The sequence below is a fragment of the Mitsuaria sp. RG genome, from assembly GCF_028369275.1.
Lineage (GTDB): Bacteria > Pseudomonadota > Gammaproteobacteria > Pseudomonadales > Pseudomonadaceae > Aquipseudomonas > Aquipseudomonas peradeniyensis.
In genome coordinates, this window is sequence record NZ_JAQMYQ010000016.1 from 43563 (window position 1) to 66701 (window position 23139).

General features: G+C 65.8%; 21 protein-coding genes and 1 other RNA gene. 8 read left to right on the forward strand and 14 right to left on the reverse strand.

Annotated features, from left to right (window positions below; genetic code table 11):
* The first annotated feature begins 15 nt into the window (after positions 1–15).
* From ligA to POF53_RS11430, 4 genes are all read left to right on the forward strand, one after another.
* Positions 16–2358: an NAD-dependent DNA ligase LigA gene (ligA, locus tag POF53_RS11415; protein WP_498967746.1), complete on the forward strand. Its 2343-nt coding sequence runs from the start codon at positions 16–18 to the stop codon at positions 2356–2358.
* A 188-nt stretch (positions 2359–2546) separates the two neighbouring features.
* Positions 2547–2643: signal recognition particle sRNA small type (gene ffs / locus POF53_RS11420), an RNA gene on the forward strand.
* 163 nt (positions 2644–2806) lie between these two features.
* A complete protein-coding gene (locus tag POF53_RS11425; RefSeq protein ID WP_203651755.1) occupies positions 2807–3202 on the forward strand; it encodes a hypothetical protein in 396 nt (131 codons plus the stop codon).
* Complete coding sequence (locus POF53_RS11430) at positions 3199–5175, forward strand: hypothetical protein (protein WP_498967748.1); 1977 nt, start codon at positions 3199–3201, stop codon at positions 5173–5175. Before POF53_RS11425 ends, POF53_RS11430 begins: the two co-directional genes overlap by 4 nt.
* Positions 5176–5205: 30 nt before the next feature.
* Here the strand turns inward: POF53_RS11430 and POF53_RS11435 are convergent, their stop codons facing one another.
* A complete protein-coding gene (locus tag POF53_RS11435; RefSeq protein ID WP_232856767.1) occupies positions 5206–5610 on the reverse strand; it encodes a helix-turn-helix domain-containing protein in 405 nt (134 codons plus the stop codon).
* An 84-nt stretch (positions 5611–5694) separates the two neighbouring features.
* On the opposite strand from POF53_RS11435, the gene POF53_RS11440 reads away from it, so the two are divergent.
* Complete coding sequence (locus POF53_RS11440; RefSeq protein WP_232856784.1) at positions 5695–6201, forward strand: DUF2938 domain-containing protein; 507 nt, start codon at positions 5695–5697, stop codon at positions 6199–6201.
* A gap of 358 nt (positions 6202–6559) precedes the next feature.
* Here the strand turns inward: POF53_RS11440 and POF53_RS11445 are convergent, their stop codons facing one another.
* Positions 6560–7318 (reverse strand): substrate-binding periplasmic protein, encoded by a 759-nt coding sequence (locus POF53_RS11445; protein ID WP_498967750.1) that lies wholly within the window; start codon positions 7316–7318, stop codon positions 6560–6562.
* A 131-nt stretch (positions 7319–7449) separates the two neighbouring features.
* On the opposite strand from POF53_RS11445, the gene dnaX reads away from it, so the two are divergent.
* The 3 genes from dnaX to recR all read left to right on the forward strand — a co-directional run bounded on the left by dnaX (position 7450) and on the right by recR (position 10606).
* The gene (dnaX, locus tag POF53_RS11450) at positions 7450–9516 is read left to right on the forward strand and encodes a DNA polymerase III subunit gamma/tau (RefSeq protein WP_498967752.1); all 2067 of its coding nucleotides are present in this window, start codon (positions 7450–7452) and stop codon (positions 9514–9516) included.
* 63 nt (positions 9517–9579) lie between these two features.
* Positions 9580–9915: a YbaB/EbfC family nucleoid-associated protein gene (locus POF53_RS11455; protein WP_023632783.1), complete on the forward strand. Its 336-nt coding sequence runs from the start codon at positions 9580–9582 to the stop codon at positions 9913–9915.
* Between the two features lie 88 nt (positions 9916–10003).
* Positions 10004–10606, forward strand: a complete 603-nt coding sequence (recR, locus tag POF53_RS11460) for a recombination mediator RecR (RefSeq protein WP_028692866.1) — start codon at positions 10004–10006, stop codon at positions 10604–10606.
* A gap of 247 nt (positions 10607–10853) precedes the next feature.
* Here the strand turns inward: recR and POF53_RS11465 are convergent, their stop codons facing one another.
* The 12 genes from POF53_RS11465 to ccoN form a co-directional block, all read right to left on the reverse strand.
* Positions 10854–11402, reverse strand: a complete 549-nt coding sequence (locus POF53_RS11465) for an adenine phosphoribosyltransferase (RefSeq protein WP_232856763.1) — start codon at positions 11400–11402, stop codon at positions 10854–10856.
* Positions 11403–11454: 52 nt separating this feature from the next.
* Complete coding sequence (gene fnrA, locus POF53_RS11470) at positions 11455–12189, reverse strand: Crp/Fnr family transcriptional regulator FnrA (RefSeq protein ID WP_110739928.1); 735 nt, start codon at positions 12187–12189, stop codon at positions 11455–11457.
* A gap of 187 nt (positions 12190–12376) precedes the next feature.
* A complete protein-coding gene (gene hemN, locus POF53_RS11475) occupies positions 12377–13759 on the reverse strand; it encodes an oxygen-independent coproporphyrinogen III oxidase (protein WP_498967756.1) in 1383 nt (460 codons plus the stop codon).
* 127 nt (positions 13760–13886) lie between these two features.
* Positions 13887–14570: a sulfite exporter TauE/SafE family protein gene (locus tag POF53_RS11480; RefSeq protein ID WP_203651764.1), complete on the reverse strand. Its 684-nt coding sequence runs from the start codon at positions 14568–14570 to the stop codon at positions 13887–13889.
* Positions 14563–14775, reverse strand: coding sequence for a cbb3-type cytochrome oxidase assembly protein CcoS (gene ccoS, locus POF53_RS11485; RefSeq protein WP_050706577.1), 213 nt, complete (start codon positions 14773–14775; stop codon positions 14563–14565). Before ccoS ends, POF53_RS11480 begins: the two co-directional genes overlap by 8 nt.
* Complete coding sequence (locus tag POF53_RS11490) at positions 14757–17228, reverse strand: heavy metal translocating P-type ATPase (protein WP_498967759.1); 2472 nt, start codon at positions 17226–17228, stop codon at positions 14757–14759. The genes ccoS and POF53_RS11490 overlap by 19 nt, the downstream gene beginning before the upstream one ends.
* A gap of 148 nt (positions 17229–17376) precedes the next feature.
* Positions 17377–17907 carry a FixH family protein gene (locus POF53_RS11495; RefSeq protein WP_232856760.1) on the reverse strand — a complete coding sequence of 177 codons (531 nt, stop codon included), beginning with the start codon at positions 17905–17907 and terminating at the stop codon, positions 17377–17379.
* 15 nt (positions 17908–17922) lie between these two features.
* Positions 17923–19338, reverse strand: coding sequence for a cytochrome c oxidase accessory protein CcoG (gene ccoG, locus POF53_RS11500; RefSeq protein WP_498967761.1), 1416 nt, complete (start codon positions 19336–19338; stop codon positions 17923–17925).
* Between the two features lie 303 nt (positions 19339–19641).
* Complete coding sequence (ccoP, locus tag POF53_RS11505) at positions 19642–20619, reverse strand: cytochrome-c oxidase, cbb3-type subunit III (RefSeq protein WP_498967763.1); 978 nt, start codon at positions 20617–20619, stop codon at positions 19642–19644.
* Positions 20616–20807 carry a cbb3-type cytochrome oxidase subunit 3 gene (locus tag POF53_RS11510; RefSeq protein ID WP_186715629.1) on the reverse strand — a complete coding sequence of 64 codons (192 nt, stop codon included), beginning with the start codon at positions 20805–20807 and terminating at the stop codon, positions 20616–20618. Before POF53_RS11510 ends, ccoP begins: the two co-directional genes overlap by 4 nt.
* 5 nt (positions 20808–20812) lie before the next feature.
* A complete protein-coding gene (gene ccoO / locus POF53_RS11515) occupies positions 20813–21421 on the reverse strand; it encodes a cytochrome-c oxidase, cbb3-type subunit II (protein ID WP_186715631.1) in 609 nt (202 codons plus the stop codon).
* The gene (gene ccoN, locus POF53_RS11520) at positions 21421–22863 is read right to left on the reverse strand and encodes a cytochrome-c oxidase, cbb3-type subunit I (protein ID WP_011533054.1); all 1443 of its coding nucleotides are present in this window, start codon (positions 22861–22863) and stop codon (positions 21421–21423) included. The genes ccoO and ccoN overlap by 1 nt, the downstream gene beginning before the upstream one ends.
* Positions 22864–23139: the final 276 nt, after the last annotated feature.

A 23139-nucleotide genomic window follows, 5' to 3' on the forward strand; every position in this document is an offset into this window, starting at 1 on the left:
AAGAGAAGACCAACCATGAACGCCGAATCCCGAATCCATGCCCTGCGCGCCGAACTCGACCAGCACAACTACCGCTATTACGTGCTCGACGAACCCAGCGTGCCCGATGCCGAATACGACCGACTGTTCAACGAGCTCAAGGCGCTGGAGGCCGAGCATCCGCACCTGGTGACCCCGGACTCGCCGACCCAGCGCGTCGGTGGTGCGGCGCTGGCGGCTTTCAGCCAGGTCCGCCACGAGGTGCCGATGCTCAGCCTGGGCAACGCCTTCGAGGAGGATGACCTGCGCGATTTCGGTCGCCGCGTCGTGGAGGGCCTGGACCTGCCGGGCGGTGATCAGGCCGCGGTGGACTACAGCTGCGAGCCGAAACTCGACGGCCTGGCGGTGAGCCTGCTGTACCGCGATGGCCAGCTGGTGCAGGGCGCCACCCGCGGCGACGGCACCACCGGCGAGGACATCAGCACCAACGTGCGCACCGTGCGCAACATCCCGCTCAAGCTGCAGGGCGAGGGCTGGCCGGCGGTGCTGGAAGTGCGCGGCGAGGTGTACATGAGCAAGGCCGGTTTCGACCGGCTTAACGCCGCCCAGGCCGACGCCGGCGGCAAGACCTTCGCCAACCCGCGCAACGCTGCGGCCGGCAGCCTGCGCCAGCTGGACTCGAAGATCACCGCCAGCCGCCCGCTGGAATTCTGCTGCTATGGCGTCGGCCAGGTATCCGAGCCTTTTGGCGACAGCCATATCGGCATCCTCGAAAAGCTCAAGACCTGGGGGTTGCCGATCAGCCGCGAGCTGCGCCATGCCGCCGGCATCGAGGAGTGCCTGGCCTACTACCGCGATATCGGTGCCCGTCGCAATGGCCTGCCCTACGAGATCGACGGTGTGGTGTTCAAGGTCAACAGCCTGGCCTCCCAGCGTGAGCTGGGCTTCCGCGCCCGCGAGCCACGCTGGGCGATCGCCCACAAGTTCCCGGCCATGGAAGAGCTCACCGAGGTACTCGACGTCGAGTTCCAGGTTGGCCGCACCGGCGCGGTGACCCCGGTGGCGCGGCTCAAGCCGGTCAAGGTGGCCGGCGTGACCGTGTCCAACGCCACCTTGCACAACATGGACGAGATCGCCCGCCTGGGCCTGCGCATCGGCGACACGGTGATTATCCGCCGCGCCGGCGATGTGATCCCGCAGGTGATGCAGGTGGTGCTCGACCGCCGTCCGCAGGACGCCCGGCCGGTCGAGGTGCCCACGCAGTGCCCGGTGTGCGGCTCGCAGGTCGAGCGCACCCAGCTGGTCAAGCGCAGCAAGGGCAAGGAAACCACCAGCGAAGGCGCGGTGTACCGTTGCGTGGGGCGCCTGAGCTGCGCTGCCCAGCTCAAGCAGGCGATCATCCACTACGTATCGCGCCGGGCCATGGACATCGACGGCCTGGGCGAGAAGAGCGTCGAGCAGCTGGTCGACGAGAACCTGATCCGCTCACCGGCCGATCTCTATCACCTGACCTTCGACCAGGTGGTGGCGCTGGAAGGCTTTGCCGAGGTATCGAGCAACAAGCTGCTGGCCGCCATCGAGGCGAGCAAGCGCCCGAGCCTGGCGCGCTTCATCTATGCGCTGGGCATCCCCGATGTCGGCGAGGAGACCGCCAAGGTCCTGGCCCGCTCCCTGGGCAGCCTGGCGCGGGTGCAGGTGGCGTTGCCGCAGGTGCTGACCTATCTGCCGGACATAGGCCTAGAGGTTGCCCACGAGATCCACAATTTCTTCGAGGACGCGCACAATCGCGAGGTCATCGCGCAGTTGCTGGCCAGTGGCATGCAGTTGCAGGACGAGGGCGAGCTTGCCGCCGAGTTCGCCGCCAGCACCACGCTGGCCGGGATGCTGGCCAAGCTCGACATCCCCTCGGTCGGCCCGACCGGCGCCGAGAAGCTGGTGGACAAGCTGGGTACGCTGGACAAGATCATCGCCGCCGATGGCATCGACTTGCGCCAGGCCCTGAATACCAAGGCCGCCGACGGGGTGCGCGAGTTCTTCAAGGTCGAGGCCAACCAGCAGCTGGCCCGTGCCATCGAGGCCCAGTTGCTGGAATTCGGCATGCACTGGTCGTGCGAGAAGAAGTCCGCCGAGGGCTTGCCGCTGGCCGGCCAGACCTGGGTGCTGACCGGCACCCTGGAACGCATGAGCCGCGATATCGCCAAGGAGAAGCTGGAAAGCCTGGGGGCCAAGGTCGCGGGTTCCGTGTCGGGCAAGACCCACTGTGTGGTCGCCGGCCCCGGCGCCGGCTCCAAGCTGGCCAAGGCCGGCGAGCTGGGCGTGGCGGTGATGGACGAGGAGGCGTTCGTGGGCTTCCTGACGGAGCGCGGCATCAGCGTCTGAACCCGCAGGCCTTATCGCGGGGCAAGCCCGCTCCCACGGGTGATGATGCGTGGGAGCGGGCTTGCCCCGCGATAGATTTGCCACAAGTCCTTGAGAAATGATGGTTTTTTCACGATCAAAGGTTGTAACTTCGCCCCGGCGCTGTACAATGGCGCGGCTCGTCAGCTGACGAGCCGTCGTGGTGGCCCCATCGGTCCCCCCGCATTGATTACCCGTTAACCTGGTCAGGCCCGGAAGGGAGCAGCCATAGCGGGAACATCGAGTGCCGGGGTGTGGCTGGTGGGGCCGCCTCCATTTTGGGCGCAGGAATTTTCCGGCGTACCCGCCAGGCGTCGCCCATCAGACGCTTTTCTTTACACCCTCGCACCGTTTTCCGCCTGCACGATCCCGCGCAGCGCCTTATCATGCATCCCATCGTGTCAGCCCATTCGGCCAGGAGATAGCGACCGTGGAACATGTCGACGACCTCACCCGCCAGAAAATCCGTGAGTGGCAGATGCGCCGCCTGGAAATCAAGGACCAGATGGCCGCCAGCCCCGAGCGTGTGCTGGAGCTGTCGCAGGTGCTCGACCAGATGGAAGAAGAGCATGAGCGCATCCTCGAGGAAGCGGCTGCCCCTGTGGCAGTGACGGCTGACGCGGCGGCCTTCGCGTTGCAGGTGCAGGTGTCGGCGCACTCGGTGCGTGACTTGCGCAAGTTGCTGGAACTGGCCCTGCATGAGCTCGATGGCGTACTTGATGCGCCGCAGGCGGGTATCAGCTATCCCGGCGACATGGCGGGGTCGTTGGGAGCCTACCGCTTCGAACTGGTGGTGGGGCAGGCCGCTGAATCCGACAACCCTTGAGTGATCCCCGGACCCGTACCGATATGCAGCCCGAGCACTTCGACTTTTCCCATCCGGTGTACCTGCCGGTCAGCGCAGAGGTATGCCAGGCCTTGCTGCAGGCCGAGGGCGCGCCTGCGCTCGACGCCTTGGGCGAGCCGGAGCTGGCAGCAATACTGGTGATCCAGAACCTGGCCCAGGCACCGGGCCAGGTCGATGCGCGGGCGGCGGAAAAGGTCCTGGGCAAGCTGCTGGCGTGGGCGGTCGATGGCGCGCACTCGCCTGGCGTGGGCTTGCTGTCCGAGGCCCGTCGGCTGTTCGATGCGCGCAAGCTCTATTTCGGCCTCGAGGTGATCAAGGGCTCGAAACTGCGCCTGCTCGATGCCGAACAGGTGCAGGCGCGGGAGTACCTGCTGGCGGATGGCAAATGGGATTTCGACTACCGCATCCGCCTGCATCACAGTGACAACCCGTTCAGCCAGCGGGTGACCACCGGCTTCGACAGCGAGCGCTGGCTGACCGTCGAGCAGGACAAGCTGCTCAAGGTCATCCAGGCCAACCTCGACGAGGATATCCACGTGCAGGGCTATGCCGGGATCGGCAAGAGCTACCTGCTCGGCGCCCTGATGGAATGCCTGCCGCGTGGCCGGGTGCTGGCCCTGGCGCGCACACCGGCCAAGCTCGGTACCCTGCGTCGGCGCATGGGGCTGGATGCCCAGGCCAAGGTCGGCATGACCTTCGGCCAGTTCGCCCGGGCCCTGCTCAAGGATAACCGGCCGGTTTCCGCCCGGACGGCGCCGCGCGGCCCCGGCAAGCGCCGGCTGGCCGAAGAGCTGGGGATCGTCGGGCTGCGCCAGTACGACGCCGAGCACGCCCTGGATATCTGCCTGGAAGTGCTGCGCAACTATTGCGAGTCGCGGGACTACAGCCTGTCCAACCACCACCTGCCGCACTTTCGCCAGGCGCTGTCCAGCCTCGATGCCCAGGTGCTGCTCGAGTACGCCAGCCGCCTGTGGCGTTACCTGGAGGCGCAGCCGAGCTGGGGTACGCAGACCGGGTTCGAGGCGTTGCTGCTGCTCAAGCGCGCCAGCCTGGGTGGCTGCAGCGTGCCCGGGCGCTTCAGCCATGTGATCATCGACGAGAGCCAGGATGTGCCGGCCTCGCTGCTGCAGGTCATCGAGCGTGGCCGCCAGGTGCTGATCACCCTGGGCGACGAATACCAGAAGGCCAGCGGCGAGGTGGTCAGGCGCGAGCGTCAGGTACGGCAGAAGGACATGGCCTTCGCCGTGCGCTCCGGGCCCAAGGTGGAGCGCCTGATCAACCCGTTGATCGGTGTGCACTCGAAAAAATCCAAGGTCGCGTTCGAGGCGGCGCGGCATGTCGATGTCGGCATCGAGCACTTCCCCGAAGGTTTTGTCCCGCCCGAGGGCTGCGTGGTACTGACTGCCTCGCGCTGGGACACGATGCGCTGGGCCATGGAGATGGCCGAGTCCAACTGCCTGCTGAACTTCCCCGACTGGCCGGACATGCGCCGTTTCATGGTCACCGCGATTGGCCTGTTCAGGTCGGCGTTCTATGCGCCGGGGCAGGACGCCGAAGGGCCGCATGGGTACTTCGCGCACCTGCTCGACTGGCAGCAGGTGCGCGAGTCCGAGCGTTTCGATGCCGCGTTCCAATGGGTCGAGGCGCGGCTGGAGGCGGGTTTCAAGCTTGCCGACCTGACCGGTCTGGATGCGCGCGTCGCCGCGCAGCCTGCCAGCCTCACGCTGTTGATGGCCGAGGAGGCCGGTGGCCTGGAGTTCGATAAGGTGCTGTTGACGCCGGAGCTGATGACCACTCAGCGCTTCAAGGACGCCTACGCCTTCGATGCGCGGATCTGCGCGGTGTACATTGCCCTGTCGCGGGCGCGGCGGCAGTTGTACCTGCCCTATGATGTGGAAGAGTGGATCAATTACCACAAGGGCCAGCCGTTCCGCGAGTTGCACGGCTACTGAACCCGCCGCCGTGCTCTGGTCTGGTGGGCCTCATCGCGGGGCCAGGCGACTCCCACGCTTGCCCCTGCTGGCCGACACTTGCATCAATCGCTGGAAGGTCGGGCACTGCAGGTGGTTCTCCTCGGGGCACACCGCCGCATGCCGCAGCCCTTTGCTCATCGCCTGCAGGCGCTTGATCTTCTGCTCGATCTCATCGGCCTTGGCCAGCAGCAGCGCTCGGTCGACCCGTTGCTCGTCCAGCATCGCCGCCACTTCGTCCAGCGAAAATCCCGCCGCCTGGCCCAGGGCGATCAGGGCCAGGCGTTCGGGCGTATCCGCCGGGAATTGCCGGCGCTGGCCGCGGCCAGCGAGTGATGTGAGCAAGCCCTTGTTCGCGTAGTAACGCAATGTCGACGCCGGCACTCCGGTGCGCCTGGCGACATCGGCAATGTCCATCGCGGCTCCCTTGACTTGAAGTTGACTTCAACTTGCATGCTGCTCGGCATCGACCTTTCCGTCAATCTGCCAAGGGCTTTTGTCATGAGCGTTTCTTCTCTCGTATTTTCCATTCTGCTGATCGGCATCGGCGCCACCCTGGTCATGGACCTGTGGACCCTGCTGCTCAGGCGCCTGGGCATTACCACCCTGAACTACGCGATGGTCGGGCGCTGGGCGGGCCACCTGTTCGCGGGGTGCTGGCGGCATGCGGCGATCGGCAAGGCTGCGCCGGTCAGGGGGGAACTGGCGTGGGGCTGGTTGCTCCATTACGCCACGGGGCTGGTGTTTGCGGCGTTACTGGTGGCAATTGCAGGGGAGGGGTGGTTGCAGGGGCCGCTCCTGTGGCCCGCGTTGCTGTTCGGGGTGGTCTCGGTGCTGGTGCCGTTGTGTGTGGTGCAGCCCGCGTTTGGGGCGGGGTATTTTGCCAGCCGTACCCCGACGCCGCTCAGGAGTTGCCTGCGTAGCTTGGCCACGCATGGCGTGTTCGGTTTTGGGTTGTTCCTGAGTGCGGTAGTGCTGGCAGGGGTTCGGGGAGGGCTGACAGGCTAAACAGGTGTGTTTGGATCAATGGAGCCTGCGTCATGCTTGCCTTGGGTGAGGGCCTCCAGATGTCCGCTGCAACCCCTGCAGCGCCTATCAGATCGAGCGCCGCCCGCGCGGCGCATCGCGGGACAAGCCCGCTCCTACATTTTTTGCAACGTGCCGAACCTGTCAGGCCATGGTTGCCCGCCTTGGTGCATGTCTTGAGACAGATGAGGCGGCAGTGGTGCCCACGCTGAAACCGTGTCGGACCAACAAGGCGGACCAGGTAATGGCACAGGATTGACTGGCCCGAAACAGATGTAGGAGCGGCCTTGCGCCGCGATGCGCCGCGCGGGCGGCGCTCGAACTGATAGGCGCTGCAACACTAACGTCGAGCACCTTGAAAGACCTGGCCGTCGGTATACCGCTCGACAATCCGCTTCATCTCCCCGGACTCCTTGATCCGCACCAGCGCCCTGAGCACACCTTGGGTCGGTAGTTGGGGATCATTGCGCACCATGCAGCCCAGCGCTTGCTCTTCCAGCACGGCCAAGGCTTGCAGGCGTTGCCCCGGCGGCAGGGAGCGGTTGTACCATTGCAATGACAACTGGTTGCTGATCGCGTGGCGAAAGCGTCCGGCCTGGAGCTTCTGCAGGGCCAGCAACTGGTTGCGGCTGTCCTCGCGTTGCAGGCGGCCCTGGCTGAACAGGGGTTCGAGGGTGGGGTAGGTGTAGCCGAGTACAGTGCCGATAGCCTGCGGCGGCAGTGCTTCCGGGTGGGTGGGGCCGCTGTCGCCGGGGCGGCCGATCAGCAGGTCACGCTGTTCGATGACGGGGATGCTCCACAGGAAGTCGCCCGGCCGGTCGGTCAGCCACTGGGTGGAGACGTAGCAGCGCACGTCGATTTCGCCGGCCTGCATCGCCTCCTGCAGGCGCAGGCGGGCCATCACGTGGTATTGCGGGCGGGCGTCGACCTCCCGGGCAATGGCCTGCATCAGCTCGAAAAGGATGCCTTCCACCGGTTGCTGGTCCTCGGTGCGCATCAACGGCATGCTCCAGCTTTCGGCGACGGAAAAGCGCAGCACCGGCGGGTGCGCCATGCTTTGGGTGGTCCACAGCAACAGGATAGCCAGGACTCGCCGCACGCCTCATCCTCCCTGATCCGCCGTCCGTGTGCCCGCTACTGAGCTTAGTCGAGATCGGCAGGGTGCAATTTCGGCCCCGCTCCGCTAGCATTAGCGCTCTTTCCGCCCGCTCCGGTCACGATGGTTTTTTGATGAGTTATCAGGTTCTTGCACGTAAATGGCGTCCGCGCTCGTTCCGCGAAATGGTCGGCCAGACCCATGTGCTCAAGGCTTTGATCAACGCCCTGGACAACCAGCGCCTGCACCACGCCTACCTGTTCACCGGTACCCGGGGCGTGGGCAAGACCACCATTGCGCGGATCATCGCCAAGTGCCTGAACTGCGAGACTGGCATCACCTCCACGCCGTGCGGCACCTGTTCGGTGTGCCGGGAGATCGACGAGGGCCGATTCGTCGACCTGATCGAGATCGACGCCGCCAGTCGCACCAAGGTCGAGGACACCCGCGAACTGCTCGACAACGTGCAGTACGCGCCAAGCCGCGGGCGCTTCAAGGTCTACCTGATCGACGAAGTGCACATGCTCTCCACCCACTCGTTCAACGCCTTGTTGAAGACGCTGGAAGAGCCGCCGCCCTACGTCAAGTTCATCCTCGCCACCACCGACCCGCAGAAGCTGCCGGCGACCATCCTGTCGCGCTGCCTGCAGTTCTCGCTAAAGAACATGAGCCCGGAACGGGTGGTCGAGCACCTGACCCATGTGCTGGGCGCCGAGAACGTGCCGTTCGAGGACGACGCCCTGTGGTTGCTCGGTCGCGCCGCCGATGGTTCGATGCGCGACGCCATGAGCCTGACCGACCAGGCTATCGCCTTCGGCGAGGGCAAGGTGCTGGCCGCCGATGTGCGGGCGATGCTCGGCACTCTCGACCATGGCCAGGTGTACGGTGTGCTGCAGGCGTTGCTCGAGGGCGATGCCCGGGCATTGCTGGAGGCGGTGCGCGATCTGGCCGAACAAGGTCCGGACTGGAACGGCGTACTGTCGGAAATGCTCAACGTGCTGCACCGGGTGGCGATTGCCCAGGCCCTGCCCGAGGCGGTCGACAACGGCCAGGGCGACCGTGAGCGCGTGCTGGCGCTGGCCCAGGCCCTGCCGGCCGAGGATGTGCAGTTCTACTACCAGATGGGCCTGATCGGCCGACGCGACCTGCCGCTGGCGCCGGACCCGCGTGGTGGCTTCGAAATGGTCCTGCTGCGCATGCTGGCCTTCCGCCCGGCCGACACCGACGATGCACCGAAGCCGGTACTAAAGCCGGTGGGGATCAGCCAAGCCACAGCTGATCCGGCCCAACCGGTGGCAGCGGCGCCTGCGGTCGTGGCGCCGCCCGTTGCCGCCAGCCCTGTCGCTGAAACGGTCGCGCCGGAGCCCGTGGCTGAGCCATCTGTACAGCCAGAGCCGCCAGTCGTCGAAGTGCCGGCCGTTGCCGAGGTTATCGAGGCACCGCAACCGCAATCAGAACCAGAGCCCGAGCCGCAGCCCGTCGAGGAGGTCATCGACCTGCCTTGGGAGGAGCCCGTTGCCGCGCCGGCGCCGGTTGCGCCCGAGCTGCCGCCCGAGCCTGCACCTGCGGTCGAAGCCGCCAACCCGCAGTCGGACTACGACGAGCCGCCATTCGATCCGTCGGCCTACAGCCCGGCGGGCATGGAGCGCGACGACGAGCCGCCGGCGGACGAGGACTACTACACGCCCGACAGCGACCCGGCCGGCTTCAGCTACCTGGACGAGTTGGCCGAGCACGTGCAGGAAGAGGCGCCCGCCCAGGCGCCGGAGCCGCTGCCGGCGGCCATGCCCGCGAGCGGCCTCGCCCTGCAATGGCTGGAATTATTCCCACAGTTGCCTGTCTCCGGTATGACAGGCAACATCGCCGCAAACTGTACGCTGATCGCCGCCGATGGCGATGACTGGCTGTTGCACCTGGACCCGGGGCAGGGCGCGCTGTTCAACTCGACGCAGCAGCGCCGCCTGAACGACGCGCTCAACCAGCAGTTGGGTCGCGAGATCCGCCTGAAGATCGAGTTGATCCGCCCCGAGCAGGAGACCCCGGCCCAGGCCGCCTCGCGCAAGCGTGCCGAGCGTCAGCATGATGCGGTTGTGTCGATCGAGCAGGATCCGCTCATCCAGCAGATGATCCGGCAGTTCGGCGCGACGGTCAGGCAGGATACTATTGAGCCTGTAGACGCCCTGGCCAGCCAGGGCCAATGAACGGATAACCATGTGGCCCGCCTGTGCCGGGCCGCATCACATGACCCAATCGAGGTATACCCCATGATGAAAGGTGGCATGGCCGGCCTGATGAAGCAGGCCCAGCAGATGCAGGAAAAGATGCAGAAGATGCAGGAAGAGCTGGCCAACGCGGAAGTCACCGGCCAGTCCGGCGGCGGCCTGGTCAGCGTGGTGATGACCGGTCGCCACGACGTCAAGCGCGTCAGCATCGACCAGAGCCTGATGTCGACCGACGCCGACGACAAGGAAGTGCTCGAGGACCTGATCGCCGCCGCGCTGAACGACGCCGTGCGCAAGATCGAGCAGAGCAGTCAGGAAAAGATGGGCGGCATGACCGCTGGCATGCAGCTGCCGCCTGGTTTCAAGATGCCGTTCTGATCGGCTTCTGGCTTCAAATGGGGAGCAACGACCCGACGGTCGTTGCTCCCTTGTTCATTCTGTTTCCTGAATTGGCAGGCCTGCACACATGAGCTTCAGCCCCCTGATCCGCCAACTGATCGACGCCCTGCGCATCCTGCCCGGCGTCGGTCAGAAAACCGCCCAACGCATGGCCCTGCAACTGCTCGAACGCGACCGCAGCGGCGGCACGCGCCTGGCCCAGGCCCTGAGCCAGGCCATGGAGGGCGTTGGCCACTGTCGACAGTGCCGGACCCTGACCGAGCAGGAGCTGTGCCCGCAGTGCGCCGATCCGCGCCGCGACGACAGCCAGCTGTGTGTGGTGGAGGGGCCGATGGATGTGTACGCGGTGGAGCAGACCGGCTATCGCGGTCGCTACTTCGTGCTCAAGGGGCACCTGTCGCCGCTCGATGGCCTGGGGCCTGAGGCCATCGGTATTCCGCAGTTGATGGCGCGGATCGAGGAGCAGGGCACCTTCAGCGAGGTGATCCTGGCCACCAACCCTACGGTGGAAGGGGAGGCGACGGCGCATTACATCGCCCAGCTGCTGGCCGAGAAGGGCCTGGCTGCCACGCGTATTGCCCATGGCGTGCCGTTGGGCGGGGAGCTGGAGCTGGTGGATGGCGGGACGCTGGCCCATGCATTTGCCGGACGCAGGCCGATTTCGCTGTAAGACCCAGCCCTTTCAAGGTGTCGATATTTGGCGTTCGGCTTGGATGTGCCGGGGCTGCCTTGCAGCCCTTTCGCGGCACAAGGCCGCTCCTACAGGCGACTGTGCCCCCCTGTAGGAGCGGCCTTGTGCCGCGAAAGGGTCGCAAAGCGACCCCGGCAATCCTGAGTTGGAACGGTCATATCCAAAAAATCGCAAAACCTTGAAGGAGGCTGGCTGTAAGCCCTAGCAAAGCATCGCCAACGCGAACTCAGTATTCGCTCAGGGAAAACTCGGTCAGGCAGAAGGTCGGCACCCCGGCCGCTTGCAGGCGGCGCGAGCCTTCCAGCTCCGGCAGGTCGATGATCGCCGCCGCCTCGAACACCCGGGCGCCGGTGCGGCGCACCAGGTTGGCCGCGGCCAGCAAGGTGCCGCCGGTGGCGATCAGGTCATCGAAGATCAATACCGAGTCGCCATCGCACAGGCTGTCGGCGTGCACTTCCAGGAAGGCCTCGCCGTATTCGGTCTGGTAACCCTCCGACAGCACGTCGGCCGGCAGCTTGCCCTGCTTGCGGAACAGGATCAGCGGCTTGTTCAGCTGGTGGGCGATGATCGAGCCGATCAGGAAGCCCCGCGCGTCCATGGCGCCGATATGGCTGAACTCGGCTTCGACATAGCGCTCGATGAACTGGTCGGCGACATAGCGCAGCCCGCGCGGCGACTGGAACAGCGGGGTGATGTCGCGGAAGATCACGCCCGGCTTGGGGAAGTCCACTACCGGGCGGATCAGGGCTTTGAGGTCGAAGGTGTCGCTGTACATGGGCGGGTATCCTGGAAAAACTCGGCGCCAGTATACCCCGTCCGCAGGGCAATCAGGCGTCCAGCGCACCACCGGCCAGCGCACACAGCTGGATCGGATCGAGGATGTGCACTTCCTTGCCCTCGGCCTTGAGCAGGCCGTTCTGCTGGAAGCGGGTGAACACCCGCGACACGGTTTCCACCGCCAGGCCCAGGTAGTTGCCGATCTCGTTGCGCGACATGCTCAGGCGGAACTGGTTGGCCGAGTAGCCGCGGGCACGGAAGCGTGCCGACAGATTGACCAGGAAGGTGGCGATGCGCTCGTCTGCGGTCTTTTTCGACAGCAGCAGCATCATCTGCTGGTCGTCGCGGATCTCGCGGCTCATCACCCGCATCAGCTGGCGGCGCAGCTGCGGCAGCTGCACCGACAGCTCGTCGAGGCGCTCGAAGGGGATCTCGCACACCGAGGTGGTTTCCTGGGCCTGGGCCGACACCGGATAGGCCTCGGTGTCCATGCCGGACAGGCCGACCAGCTCGCTGGGCAGGTGGAAGCCGGTGATCTGCTCTTCGCCGGCATCGCTGAGGCTGAAGGTTTTCAGGGCGCCAGAGCGGACCGCGTAGACCGAGCCGAAATTGTCACCCTGGCGGAACAGGAACTCGCCTTTCTTCAACGGGCGGCCGCGTTTGACGATTTCATCCAGTGCATCCATGTCTTCCAGGTTCAGGGACAGGGGCAGGCACAGGGGGGCCAGGCTGCAATCCTTGCAGTGGGCCTGGTTGTGTGGGCGCAGTTTTACTGGCTCGGACATTTCTTTCGATCCTTGTGGGAAAGCACACATAAGCCGTAAGGATAACCTGCGGCATGGGCTGTAGGCCAGTGTGCGCATTTTTGGTGCACGCTAGCGACGGCGGGGAAGGGGTGTTCCGCTACCGTTCAACTGTCCATAGTGTGCCCCGAAAGGCGGGCTGTCCATGCGGTGAAACGCCTCAATCGCCTCAGATCACCCGGGAGAAACGCTGGCGATTCTGCTGCGCGAGGTAGGCGTCGAACACCATGCATACCGAGCGCGCCAGCAGGCGACCGGCTGGCAGGATGCGGATGCCTTTGCTGTCCAGGCTGATCAGGCCGTCGCGCTGCATGGCTTGCAGCTGTGGCCACAGCTCCTTGAAGTAGCCACGAAAATCGATGGTGAAGGCCTGCTCGAATGCCTCGAAATCCAGTTCGAAGTGGCAGATCAGTTGCTGGATCACCGCCCGGCGCAGACGGTCGTCCTGGTTGCACAGAAGGCCGCGCTGGGTCGCCAGCTGGGCGGTGGAGAGGGTGTCCTGGTAGGTGTTGAGGTCGCTGCTGTTCTGGCAGTACAGGTCGCCGATCTGGCTGATCGCTGACACGCCCAGGCCGATCAGGTCGCAGTGGCCATGGGTGGTGTAGCCCTGGAAGTTGCGCTGCAGGGTGCCTTCTTCCTGGGCAATGGCCAGCTCGTCGTCGGGCAGGGCGAAGTGGTCCATGCCGATGTAGCGGTAGCCGGCGGCGGTCAGCTGGTCGATGGTGGCGTGGAGCATTTCCAGCTTGGCCGCCGGCGCCGGCAGGTCGGCGCTGTCGATGCGCCGCTGGGGCATGAAACGCTCGGGCAGGTGCGCGTAATTGAAAACCGACAGACGGTCGGGCTGCAGGCGGATCACCTCGTCGACGGTGCGGGCGAAGCCCTCCGGGGTCTGCTTGGGCAGGCCGTAGATCAGGTCGAGGTTGATCGAGCGAAATTGCAGGGTGCGCGCCGCCTCGATCAGGGTGCGGGTCTGCTCCAGGCTCTGCAGGCGGTTGACCGCGCGCTGCACGGCCGGGTCGAGGTCCTGCACGCCGAGGCTGACGCGGTTGAAGCCCAGCTCGCGCAGCAGGCCCATGGTCGACCAGTCGGCCTCGCGCGGGTCGATCTCGATGCCGTAGTCGCCGGAGTCGTCGTCCAGCAGGTGGAAGTGCTGGCGCAGGGTGGCCATCAGCTGGCGCAGTTCGACATGGCTGAGAAAAGTCGGCGTGCCGCCGCCGAAGTGCAGCTGCTCGACCACCTGTTTCGGGTCGAGGTGGCAGGCGATCAGCTGGATCTCCTGCTCCAGGCGCTGCAGGTAGGGCGCGGCGCGGCCACGGTCCTTGGTGATGACCTTGTTGCAGGCGCAGTAGTAGCAGATGTTGGCGCAGAACGGCACGTGCACGTACAGCGACAGCGGGCGCGTGGCGCGGCGGCTTTCGCGCAGGGCGTGAAGCAGGTCGAACGAGCCCACTTCGCCGTGCAATTGCACGGCGGTCGGATAGGAGGTGTAGCGTGGCCCGGCCAGATCGTAGCGACGAATCAGGTCGGCGTCCCAGCGTAGGTCGTCGAGCATGTGGGTGGTCCCCGGATAGAGCTGCAGTGTCCGGAGTCTAGGGGCGGATGTAAGAAGTCGTGTTGATTTGTATCAAGGTGAGTTGGCGCCGTCGCGGGGCTGGCGTGGGAGCGGGCTTGCCCCGCGATCAATGCCCCATCAACCAATGCTGGTGAGGTCCGGGCAGTGTCCACAGGCCAAAGAGGATCACCAGCACGCCGCCGGCCATGCGCACCCCGCGCTTGCGCAGCAGGCGACCCACGCGCTCGGCGGCAAGCCCGGTGGCCAGCAGCACCGGCCAGGTGCCGACGCCGAACGCCAGCATCAGCGCCGCGCTGTGCAGCGCATCGCCCTGGCTCGCCGCCCACAGCAGGGTGCTGTACACCAGCCCGCACGGCAGCCAGCCCCACAGGGCGCCCAGCAGCAGGGCGCGAGGCAGGCTGGACACCGGCAGCAGGCGGGTGGCGATCGGTTGCACATGGCGCCACAGGCCGCGGCCGAGCGCCTCGATTCGGGTCAGGCCGCTCCACCAGCCGGCCAGGTACAGGCCCATGGCGATCAGCAGCAGTGCCGCGACAACGCGCAAGCCGATGGCCAGCGGGCTACTGGCCAGCGCCACGCCGGCAAGGCCCAGCAACAGGCCGGCGGCGGCATAGCTGAGGATGCGCCCGAGGTTGTAGGCCAGCAGCAGGCGCAGGCGGCGGCCGCGCTGTTCAGCAGGGATGGCCAGGGTGAGGGCGCCCATCAGGCCGCCGCACATGCCCAGGCAGTGGCCGCCACCAAGCAGGCCCAGGACCAGCGCCGAGCCCAGCAGTGGAATCAGTTCAGGCACGTGGCGCGGGGTCCTTGTCGTCGGGCTGTTCGTCCCCGGGCTTCACGGCGGCCTGGTGGCGCGGGTCCTGGTCATCGAACAGGATGCTGTGGGCCGGGCCTTCGAGGTCGTCGTACTGGCCGCTGTCCACCGCCCAGAAGAAGATGTACACGGCGACGCCGACCAGCAGCAGGGCGGCGGGGATCATCACGTAGAGGGCGGGCATAGCGGTTTCCTTTCGAGCGACGTCGGCTCGCGCGCGCCCGGCGCCGCCTCGGCGGGCAGCCGGGTCAGGCGCAGGGCGTTGAGCACCACGATCAGCGAACTGACCGACATGCCGATCGCCGCCCACACCGGGGTGATCCAGCCGAGCGCGGCGAACGGCAGCATGAGGCCATTGTACAGCGTCGCCCAGAGCAGGTTCTCGACAATGTTGCGGCGGGTCCGGCGAGCCAGGTCGAAGGCCTGCACCAGCGCCTGCAGGCGGTTGGACAGCAGCACCGCGTCGGCGCTGGTCTTGGCAAGGTCGGTGGCGCTGCCCATGGCGATGCTGATGTCGGCGGCGGCCAGTACCGGCACGTCGTTGACGCCGTCGCCGAGCATCAGCACCTTGCGTCCTTCGCCTTGCAGGGCCTTGAGGCGGGTCAGCTTGTCGTCCGGGCGCAGGCCGCCGATCGCCTGGTCGATGCCCAGTTGCGTGGCCACTTCAGCAACCATTGGCGAGCTGTCGCCGGACAGCAGCAGCGTTTGCCAGCCCCGGGCCTTGCAGGCGGCCACCAGATCCTGGGCGTCGTCGCGCAGGCGGTCGTCCAGTCCGAACCAGGCCAGCGGCCCTTGCCGGTCGCCCAGCAGCAGCCATTGCCCGCGTGGCTCCGGCACGGCGGGGACCTCGGCGCCGCTGAGGACGCAGACGAAGGCGGGCTGGCCGATGCGCAGGCGCTGGCCGGCCAACTCGCCTTCCAGGCCCAGCCCCGGCATGGTGCTGACGCTTTCGGCGGCCTCGGCGGCGCGGCCAAAGGCGCGGGCGATGGGGTGCTCGGAGCGGTTCTCCAGCGCGGCGGCCAGCGCCAGGCACTGGTCGCCGTCCAGCCGGCCCAGTGGGCGCACGCTGCGCAAGGCCAGGCGGCCCTCGGTGAGGGTGCCGGTCTTGTCGAAGATCACCGTGTCGATCTGGTTCAGCCCCTCCAGTACATGCCCGCGGGTGACCAGCAGGCCGAGCTTGTGCAGGCTGCCGGTGGCGGCGGTAAGGGCGGTCGGCGTGGCCAGCGACAGGGCGCAGGGGCAGGTGGCGACCAGCATGGCCAGGACGATCCAGAACGCCCGGGGCGCATCAAGCTGCCACCAGACCACACCGATCACGGCGGCCGCCACCAGGGTGAACAGCAGGAACCATTGCGAGGCGCGGTCGGCGATTTCCGCCAGGCGCGGCTTTTCCGACTGGGCACGCTCCAGCAGACGGACGATGGCCGACAGCCGCGAGTCCTGGCCCAGGGCCTGGACTTCGACCGTGAGGGTACTCTCGACGTTGAGGGTGCCGCCGGTCACCCGGTCGCCGGCGCGGCGGGCCAGGGGCAGGTATTCGCCGGTGAGCAGCGACTCGTCGACGCTGGAGCGCCCGTCGACGATCAGCCCGTCGGCCGGGATCACCGCGCCGGGCAGCACCTGCACCCGGTCGCCGCACTGCAGTTCGCCAAGCAGGATGCGCTCGCCCTGGCCGTTGGCGTCCAGGCGCAGGCACGAGGCCGGCAACAGGTTGACCAGTTGCGCGGTGGCCGCCGCAGTGCGCTCGCGGGCCCGGCGCTCCAGATAGCGGCCGGTGAGCAGGAACAGGGCGAACATGCCGACGGTGTCGAAGTACAGCTCGCCGCTGCCGGTGATCGCGGTCCAGATCCCGGCGCAGTAGGCCAGGGCGATGGCCAGCGACACCGAGACGTCCATGGTCAGGTGGCGGGTACGCAGGTCGCGGGCCGCGCCCTTGAAGAACGGCGCGCAGCTGTAGAACACGATAGGGGTGGTGAGGAACAGCGCGACCCAGCGCAGGATGGTGTGCAGCTCGGGCGACAGGTCGATGTTGAATTCCGGCCAGGTGGCCATGGTCGCCATCATCGCCTGGAACCACAGCAGCCCGGCCACGCCCAGGCGGCGCAGGGCGCTGCGGTTTTCCCGGGCCAGCTGTTCGGCGGCCTGGTCGGGTTGGTAGGGGTGGGCGGCGTAGCCGATCTGGCGCAGCTCGGCCAGCAGCCTGGACAGCGGCAGTTGCTGGTCGTCCCAGCTGACCAGCAGGCGGTGGTTGGACAGGTTCAGGCGGGCGTCGTCGACGCCGGGAAGGTTGCGCAGGTGCTTCTCGATCAGCCAGCCGCAGGCGGCGCAGCTGATGCCCTCGACCATCAGGATGGTTTCGGCCAGCTCGCCTTCATGGCGAACGAACGTCTGTTGCACGTCGCTGCGGTCGTACAGCGCCAGTTCATCCTGGAGCTGGCGGGGTAGGGCTTCGGGGTTGGCGCTGGTGTCGCTGCGGTGCTGGTAGTAGTGCTCCAGGCCGCCGGCGACGATGGACTCGGCCACTGCCTGGCAGCCGGGGCAGCAGAACTGTCGCGGCTCGCCGAGGACCACGGCGGTGAAGCGGTTGCCGGCGGGGACGGGCAGGGCGCAGTGGTAGCAGGGGGTGGGTTGGGTCATCTTGGGTCTGTCTTTTGGCTTGGAATGGCCGGGGGCGCTTTGCGCCCCTTTCGCGGCACAAGGCCGCTCCTACAGAAGCACGCGTTCCCCTGTAGGAGCGGCCTTGTGCCGCGAAAGGGCTGCAAGGCAGCCCCGGCGGTGCGGCGCTTCATTGCTGGTGCTCGGCACCTTGCAACGCCTCATCCCCCAGCTGCAAGGTCACCCCATGCTCGACCTTCTCCTCCTCGAACAACCGCCACACATGCTCATCCTGGCTGCCCAGCAGCTCGACGAAGCGCCGCCCCTGGACCTTGTCGTCGAGCTGGCCGACATAGCGGCCCTGCTCGGTGCGGATCAGCGGCACCTTGCGGTCCTTGTCCGGCTGGGTCGGCGAGATCAGGTTCAGCTCCAGCGTCTGCGGGTCGCTGTTGCCGGTCAGGCGTACTTCCACTTCGCCGGTCAGCTCGTCCAGGTGCACGCTGGCCTTGAGGTTGAGGGTCTGGGCCAGCAGTTCGCGGTCCAGCGAGCGGTTGATGCCCTTGCCGGCCTCGTAATAGTTGTCGTTGACCAGGTTGTCCGGGTTGCGCACGGCAATGCTGACCATGGTCAGGCTCAGGCACACCGAGGTGGCCAGGATGCCGATGATGATCCAGGGCCAAAGGTGCTTGTACCAGGGGCTGGCGGCGGTGGCTGCAGGCATTGTTGGTGTTCTCTCTCAGCGGATCTGTGGGCCGATGAAGCGGCTCTTGGCTTCAACCTGGCTGGCGCTGTCGTCGGCGTCCTTGAGGATGAAGGTGATTTCGTTGGTGGTCGAGGGCAGTTGTTCCGGGGCGACCGACAACTGCACCGGCAGGTTGACGATGTCGCCGGCGCTCACGCGGATCTCACGCTGGCCTTCGAGCTTGAGGTCGGGCAGGCCGGCGGCGTCAAGCACGTAGACGTGGTCGCGCTGGTCCTTGTTCATCACCTTCAGGCTGTAGACGTTCTCGATCCGGCCCTGGGCGTTCTCGCGGTACAGCACGCGGTCCTTGGCCACGTCGAAACCGATCAGCGAACGGGTGGCGAAGGCGGTGGCCAGGGCGCCGATCATCACCAGCAGCACCAGGGCATAGCCGATCAGGCGCGGGCGCAGCATGTGGGTCTTCTGCCCGGACAGGTTGTGCTCGGTGGTGTAGCTGATCAGGCCCTTGGGATAGTTCATCTTGTCCATGATGCTGTCGCAGGCGTCGATACAGGCGGCGCAGCCGATGCACTCGATCTGCAGGCCGTCACGGATGTCGATGCCGGTGGGGCAGACCTGTACGCACATGGTGCAGTCGATGCAGTCGCCCAGGCCCTTGGCCTTGTAGTCGATGTCTTTCTTGCGCGGGCCGCGGGTCTCGCCGCGGCGCGGGTCGTAGGAGACGATCAGGGTGTCCTTGTCGAACATCACGCTTTGGAAGCGCGCGTACGGGCACATGTAGATGCACACCTGCTCGCGCAGCCAGCCGGCGTTGCCGTAGGTAGCGAGGGTGAAGAAGCCGACCCAGAAGTAGGCCCAGCCATCGGCTTGACCGGTAAAGAACTCGATGGCCAGCTCGCGGATCGGCGAGAAGTAGCCGACGAAGGTCATGCCGGTGACGAAGCCGATCAGCAGCCACAGGCCGTGCTTGGCCAGCTTGCGCAGGAACTTGTTGGCGCTCATGGGCGCCTTGTCCAGTTTCATGCGTTGGTTGCGATCACCCTCGGTGACTTTCTCGCACCACATGAACACCCAGGTCCACACGCTCTGCGGGCAGGTATAGCCGCACCAGACCCGCCCGGCGTATACGGTGATGAAGAACAGGCCGAAGGCGGCGACGATCAGGATGCCCGAGAGCAGGATGAAGTCCTGGGGCCAGATGGTGGCGCCGAAGATGTAGAACTTGCGTTCGGGCAGGTTCCACCAGACGGCCTGGTGGCCGCCCCAGTTCAGCCAGACGGTGCCGAAGTACAGCAGGAACAGCACTGCGCCACCAGCCATCCGCAGCCTGCGGAAGATACCGGTGAAGGCGCGGGTGTAGATTTTTTCGCGCGAGGCGTAGAGGTCGACGGAATCCTTCCCTTTGCTGGCAGGCGGGGTGACGTCATGTACCGGAATTTGCTTGCTCATCATCAAGTCCCACGGCAGTGGAGAAATGCCGCGGCCAGTGCGTGCCGGCCGCAGTCTCGCGCGTTCTGCTAGCGCTCTGCGGCCCATGATACGCCTGAGATGGCGCGTGCGGGGCGCGCTGCGACCTTTAGTCGCGTTGGGTTCATGGTGTGAATCGTGTTATGGCGGGTGTCAATTGATTCAGGTCATGAGGCCTGCAGGAATTGTGCTGTCAGTGCCGCCTCTTCGCGGGTAAACCCGCTCCCACAGGTTCAGTGAAGTACCTGTGGGAGCGGGTTTACCCGCGAAGAGGCCAGGCCTGCCTTACTCGGTCTTGGCCGTTTCCGCCTGATGCGACAAGCTGTACACATAAGCGGCCAGCAAGTGCACCTTGTCATTACCCTGCATCTGCGCCTGGGCCGGCATCTGCCCCTGGCGGCCATAGCGGATGGTCTGCTGCAACTGGGCGAAGCTCGAGCCGTAGATGAACGCCTGCGGATGGGTCAGGTTCGGCGCGCCCATGGCCGGGGTGCCCTTGCCTTCAGGCCCGTGGCAGGCCACGCAGTTGGTGGCGAAGATCTGCTGGCCCTTGGCCGGGTCGGCCTTGGCGTCCTCGGGCAGCTTGCGACCGTCAAGGTTGGTCAGCACGAAGGCCGCCACATCCGCCACGCCCTGCTCGCCGATCACCGTGGCCCAGCCCGGCATCACGCCGTGGCGACCGTTCATGATGGTGGTCTTGATGGTCTCCGGCTCACCGCCCCAGCGCCAGTCGCTGTCGGTCAGGTTGGGGAAGCCGTAGGCGCCGCGGGCGTCGGAACCGTGGCATACCGAGCAGTTGGAGGCGAACAGGCGCGCGCCCATCTTCAGGGCCTGCGGGTCCTTGGCCACATCCTCCAGCGGCATGGCGGCGAACTTGGCGAAGATCGGCCCGAAACGGGCGTCGGCCTTGGCCATTTCCTTTTCCCACTCGTGCACGCCGGTCCAGCCGGCCTGGCCGTTAGAGAACTCGGTCTTCTTGTCGTTGTCGACGTAGGCGTAGCCCGGCAGGATGCCTTTCCAGTTGCCCAGGCCGGGGTACAGCACCAGGTAGCCGAGGGCGAAGACGACGGTGCCGACGAACAGCCAGAACCACCATTTCGGCAGCGGGTTGTCGTACTCCTCGATGCCGTCGAAGGCATGGCCGACGACTTCGTCGGTAATCTCTTCGCGCTGGCCCTTGCGGGTCGACAGCAGCAGCCAGGTCAAGGCGAAGATGGTGCCCAGGGTCAGGACGGTGACGTACAGACTCCAGAAGGTTGTCATTGTTGTTTGCTCCTAGAAGCTTTTGCTTGCTCGACGTGCCGGGTGGCGTCTGGATCGTCCGCGAACGGCAATTGCGTCGCTTCGTCGAATTCCTGCTTGCGCCGCGGGCTGAACACCCACAGCGCCAGGCCCACGAAGGCCACCAGCACCACGACGGTGCCCAGGCCGCGAATCATCCCGATATCCATCAGCGTCACCGTTTGCTTTTGATGAGGGTGCCAAGGCCTTGCAGGTACGCGACGATGGCGTCCATTTCGGTCTTGCCCTTGACCGCGTCGCGGGCACCGGCGATGTCTTCGTCGGTATACGGCGTGCCCAGGGTGCGCAGCACTTCCATCTTCTTGGCGGTGTCCTTGCCGTCGAGCTTGTTCTCCACCAGCCACGGGTACGACGGCATCTTCGATTCCGGTACCACGTTGCGCGGGTTGTACAGGTGGGCGCGGTGCCAGTCGTCCGAGTAGCGGCCGCCGACACGGGCCAGGTCCGGGCCGGTGCGCTTGGAGCCCCACAGGAACGGGTGGTCCCACACGCTTTCGCCGGCCACCGAGTAGTGGCCATAGCGTTCGGTCTCGGCGCGGAACGGCCGGATCATCTGCGAGTGGCAGCCCACGCAGCCTTCGCGGATGTAGATGTCGCGGCCTTCGAGCTCCAGCGCGGTACGCGGCTTCATGCCCTCGACCGGCTTGTTGGTGACGTCCTGGAAGAACAGCGGGACGATCTGGGTGAGGCCACCGACGCTGACGGCGATGACCATGAAGAAGGCCATCAGGCCGATATTCTTCTCGACTGCTTCATGCTTCATCAGTGGGCTCCCACGACGACGATCTTGGCGGCTTCCTCAGCCTGAACCGGGTTGGCGGCGCGCACGGTACGGAACACGTTGTAGGCCATCAGCAGCATGCCGGAGGCGAAGAACGCACCGCCCAGGGCACGGACGATGAAGCCCGGGTGGCTGGCCTGCAGGGCTTCGACGAAGGAGTAGGTGAGGGTGCCGTCGTCGTTGATGGCGCGCCACATCAGGCCCTGGGTGATGCCGTTGACCCACATCGAGGCGATGTACAGCACGGTGCCGATGGTGGCCAGCCAGAAGTGCGCGTTGATCAGGCCGACGCTGTGCATCTGCTCGCGGCCGTAGAGTTTCGGGATCATGTGGTAGACCGCGCCGATGGAAATCATCGCCACCCAGCCGAGGGCGCCGGCGTGGACGTGGCCGATGGTCCAGTCGGTGTAGTGCGACAGCGAGTTGACCGTCTTGATGGCCATCATCGGGCCTTCGAAGGTGGACATGCCGTAGAACGCCAGCGACACCACCAAAAAGCGCAGGATCGGGTCGGTGCGCAGCTTATGCCAGGCGCCCGACAGGGTCATCATGCCGTTGATCATGCCGCCCCAGCTCGGCGCCAGGAGGATGATCGACATCACCATGCCCAGCGACTGCGCCCAGTCCGGCAGCGCGGTGTAGTGCAGGTGGTGGGGACCTGCCCAGATGTACAGGGTGATCAGCGCCCAGAAGTGCACGATCGACAGGCGATAGGAGTAGATCGGGCGTTCGGCCTGCTTGGGCACGAAGTAGTACATCATCCCGAGGAAACCGGTGGTGAGGAAGAAGCCCACGGCGTTGTGCCCGTACCACCACTGGATCATCGCGTCGGTGGCGCCGGCGTAGGCCGAGTAGGACTTGAACAGGCTCACCGGCAGCGAGATGTGGTTGACGATGTGCAGCATCGCGGTGACCACGATGAAGGCGCCGTAGAACCAGTTGCCGACGTAGATGTGCTTGGTCTTGCGCTTGACGATGGTGCCGAAGAACACCAGGGCGTAGGTGACCCAGACGATGGCCAGCAGGATCGCCAGCGGCCACTCGAGCTCGGCGTATTCCTTGGTGGTGGTGAAGCCCATCGGCAGGGTGATCAGCGCGCCGACGATCACCGCCTGCCAGCCCCAGAAGGTGAAGGCGGCCATGCTGTCGGAGATCAGGCGGGTCTGGCAGGTGCGCTGCACCACGTAGTAGCTGGTGCCGAACAGGGCACAGCCACCGAAGGCGAAGATCACCAGGTTGGTGTGCAGCGGGCGCAGGCGGCCGAAGCTCGTCCATGGCAGGTCCAGGTTGAGCTGGGGCCATACCAGTTGCGAGGCGATGAAGACGCCGAGCCCCATGCCAAGGATCCCCCAGACCACCGTCATGATGGCGAACTGGCGGACGACCTTATAGTTATAAGCAGTCGGACTGATTGCAGTGCTCATTCTAAGGTTCCACGGTTTGGGTGTTCTTGTTGGTTGGTAAATCGGCGCCAGTATCGATAACCACCAGGGTTATGGCAACGCAAGGAAACCTGCGCCGACCCGTGTCCAGACCCTTTTCACCGCCGTCCCGCGGCTTTTGGGTTGGATGATTGTACACAAATAAATATTTGTAATGTGTACCGTTTTCCATGTTTTTCTGATCGTTTGGTCAAGCTTTTTAATCGGGGACGGGCACGCAAGGCGTCATCCCAAAGCCGCAGGCTCGTGAGCGTGGAG

Coding starts and splice junctions, on each gene's coding strand:
- ligA (WP_498967746.1), top strand. CDS start 16: ATGAACGCCGAATCCCGAATCCATGCCCTGCGCGCCGAACTCGACCAG.
- POF53_RS11435 (WP_232856767.1), bottom strand. CDS start 5,610: ATGGACATTGCCGATGTCGCCAGGCGCACCGGAGTGCCGGCGTCGACA.
- POF53_RS11440 (WP_232856784.1), top strand. CDS start 5,695: ATGAGCGTTTCTTCTCTCGTATTTTCCATTCTGCTGATCGGCATCGGC.
- dnaX (WP_498967752.1), top strand. CDS start 7,450: ATGAGTTATCAGGTTCTTGCACGTAAATGGCGTCCGCGCTCGTTCCGC.
- POF53_RS11455 (WP_023632783.1), top strand. CDS start 9,580: ATGATGAAAGGTGGCATGGCCGGCCTGATGAAGCAGGCCCAGCAGATG.
- recR (WP_028692866.1), top strand. CDS start 10,004: ATGAGCTTCAGCCCCCTGATCCGCCAACTGATCGACGCCCTGCGCATC.
- POF53_RS11465 (WP_232856763.1), bottom strand. CDS start 11,402: ATGTACAGCGACACCTTCGACCTCAAAGCCCTGATCCGCCCGGTAGTG.
- fnrA (WP_110739928.1), bottom strand. CDS start 12,189: ATGTCCGAGCCAGTAAAACTGCGCCCACACAACCAGGCCCACTGCAAG.
- hemN (WP_498967756.1), bottom strand. CDS start 13,759: ATGCTCGACGACCTACGCTGGGACGCCGACCTGATTCGTCGCTACGAT.
- ccoS (WP_050706577.1), bottom strand. CDS start 14,775: ATGCCCGCCCTCTACGTGATGATCCCCGCCGCCCTGCTGCTGGTCGGC.
- POF53_RS11490 (WP_498967759.1), bottom strand. CDS start 17,228: ATGACCCAACCCACCCCCTGCTACCACTGCGCCCTGCCCGTCCCCGCC.
- POF53_RS11495 (WP_232856760.1), bottom strand. CDS start 17,907: ATGCCTGCAGCCACCGCCGCCAGCCCCTGGTACAAGCACCTTTGGCCC.
- ccoG (WP_498967761.1), bottom strand. CDS start 19,338: ATGAGCAAGCAAATTCCGGTACATGACGTCACCCCGCCTGCCAGCAAA.
- ccoP (WP_498967763.1), bottom strand. CDS start 20,619: ATGACAACCTTCTGGAGTCTGTACGTCACCGTCCTGACCCTGGGCACC.
- POF53_RS11510 (WP_186715629.1), bottom strand. CDS start 20,807: ATGGATATCGGGATGATTCGCGGCCTGGGCACCGTCGTGGTGCTGGTG.
- ccoO (WP_186715631.1), bottom strand. CDS start 21,421: ATGAAGCATGAAGCAGTCGAGAAGAATATCGGCCTGATGGCCTTCTTC.
- ccoN (WP_011533054.1), bottom strand. CDS start 22,863: ATGAGCACTGCAATCAGTCCGACTGCTTATAACTATAAGGTCGTCCGC.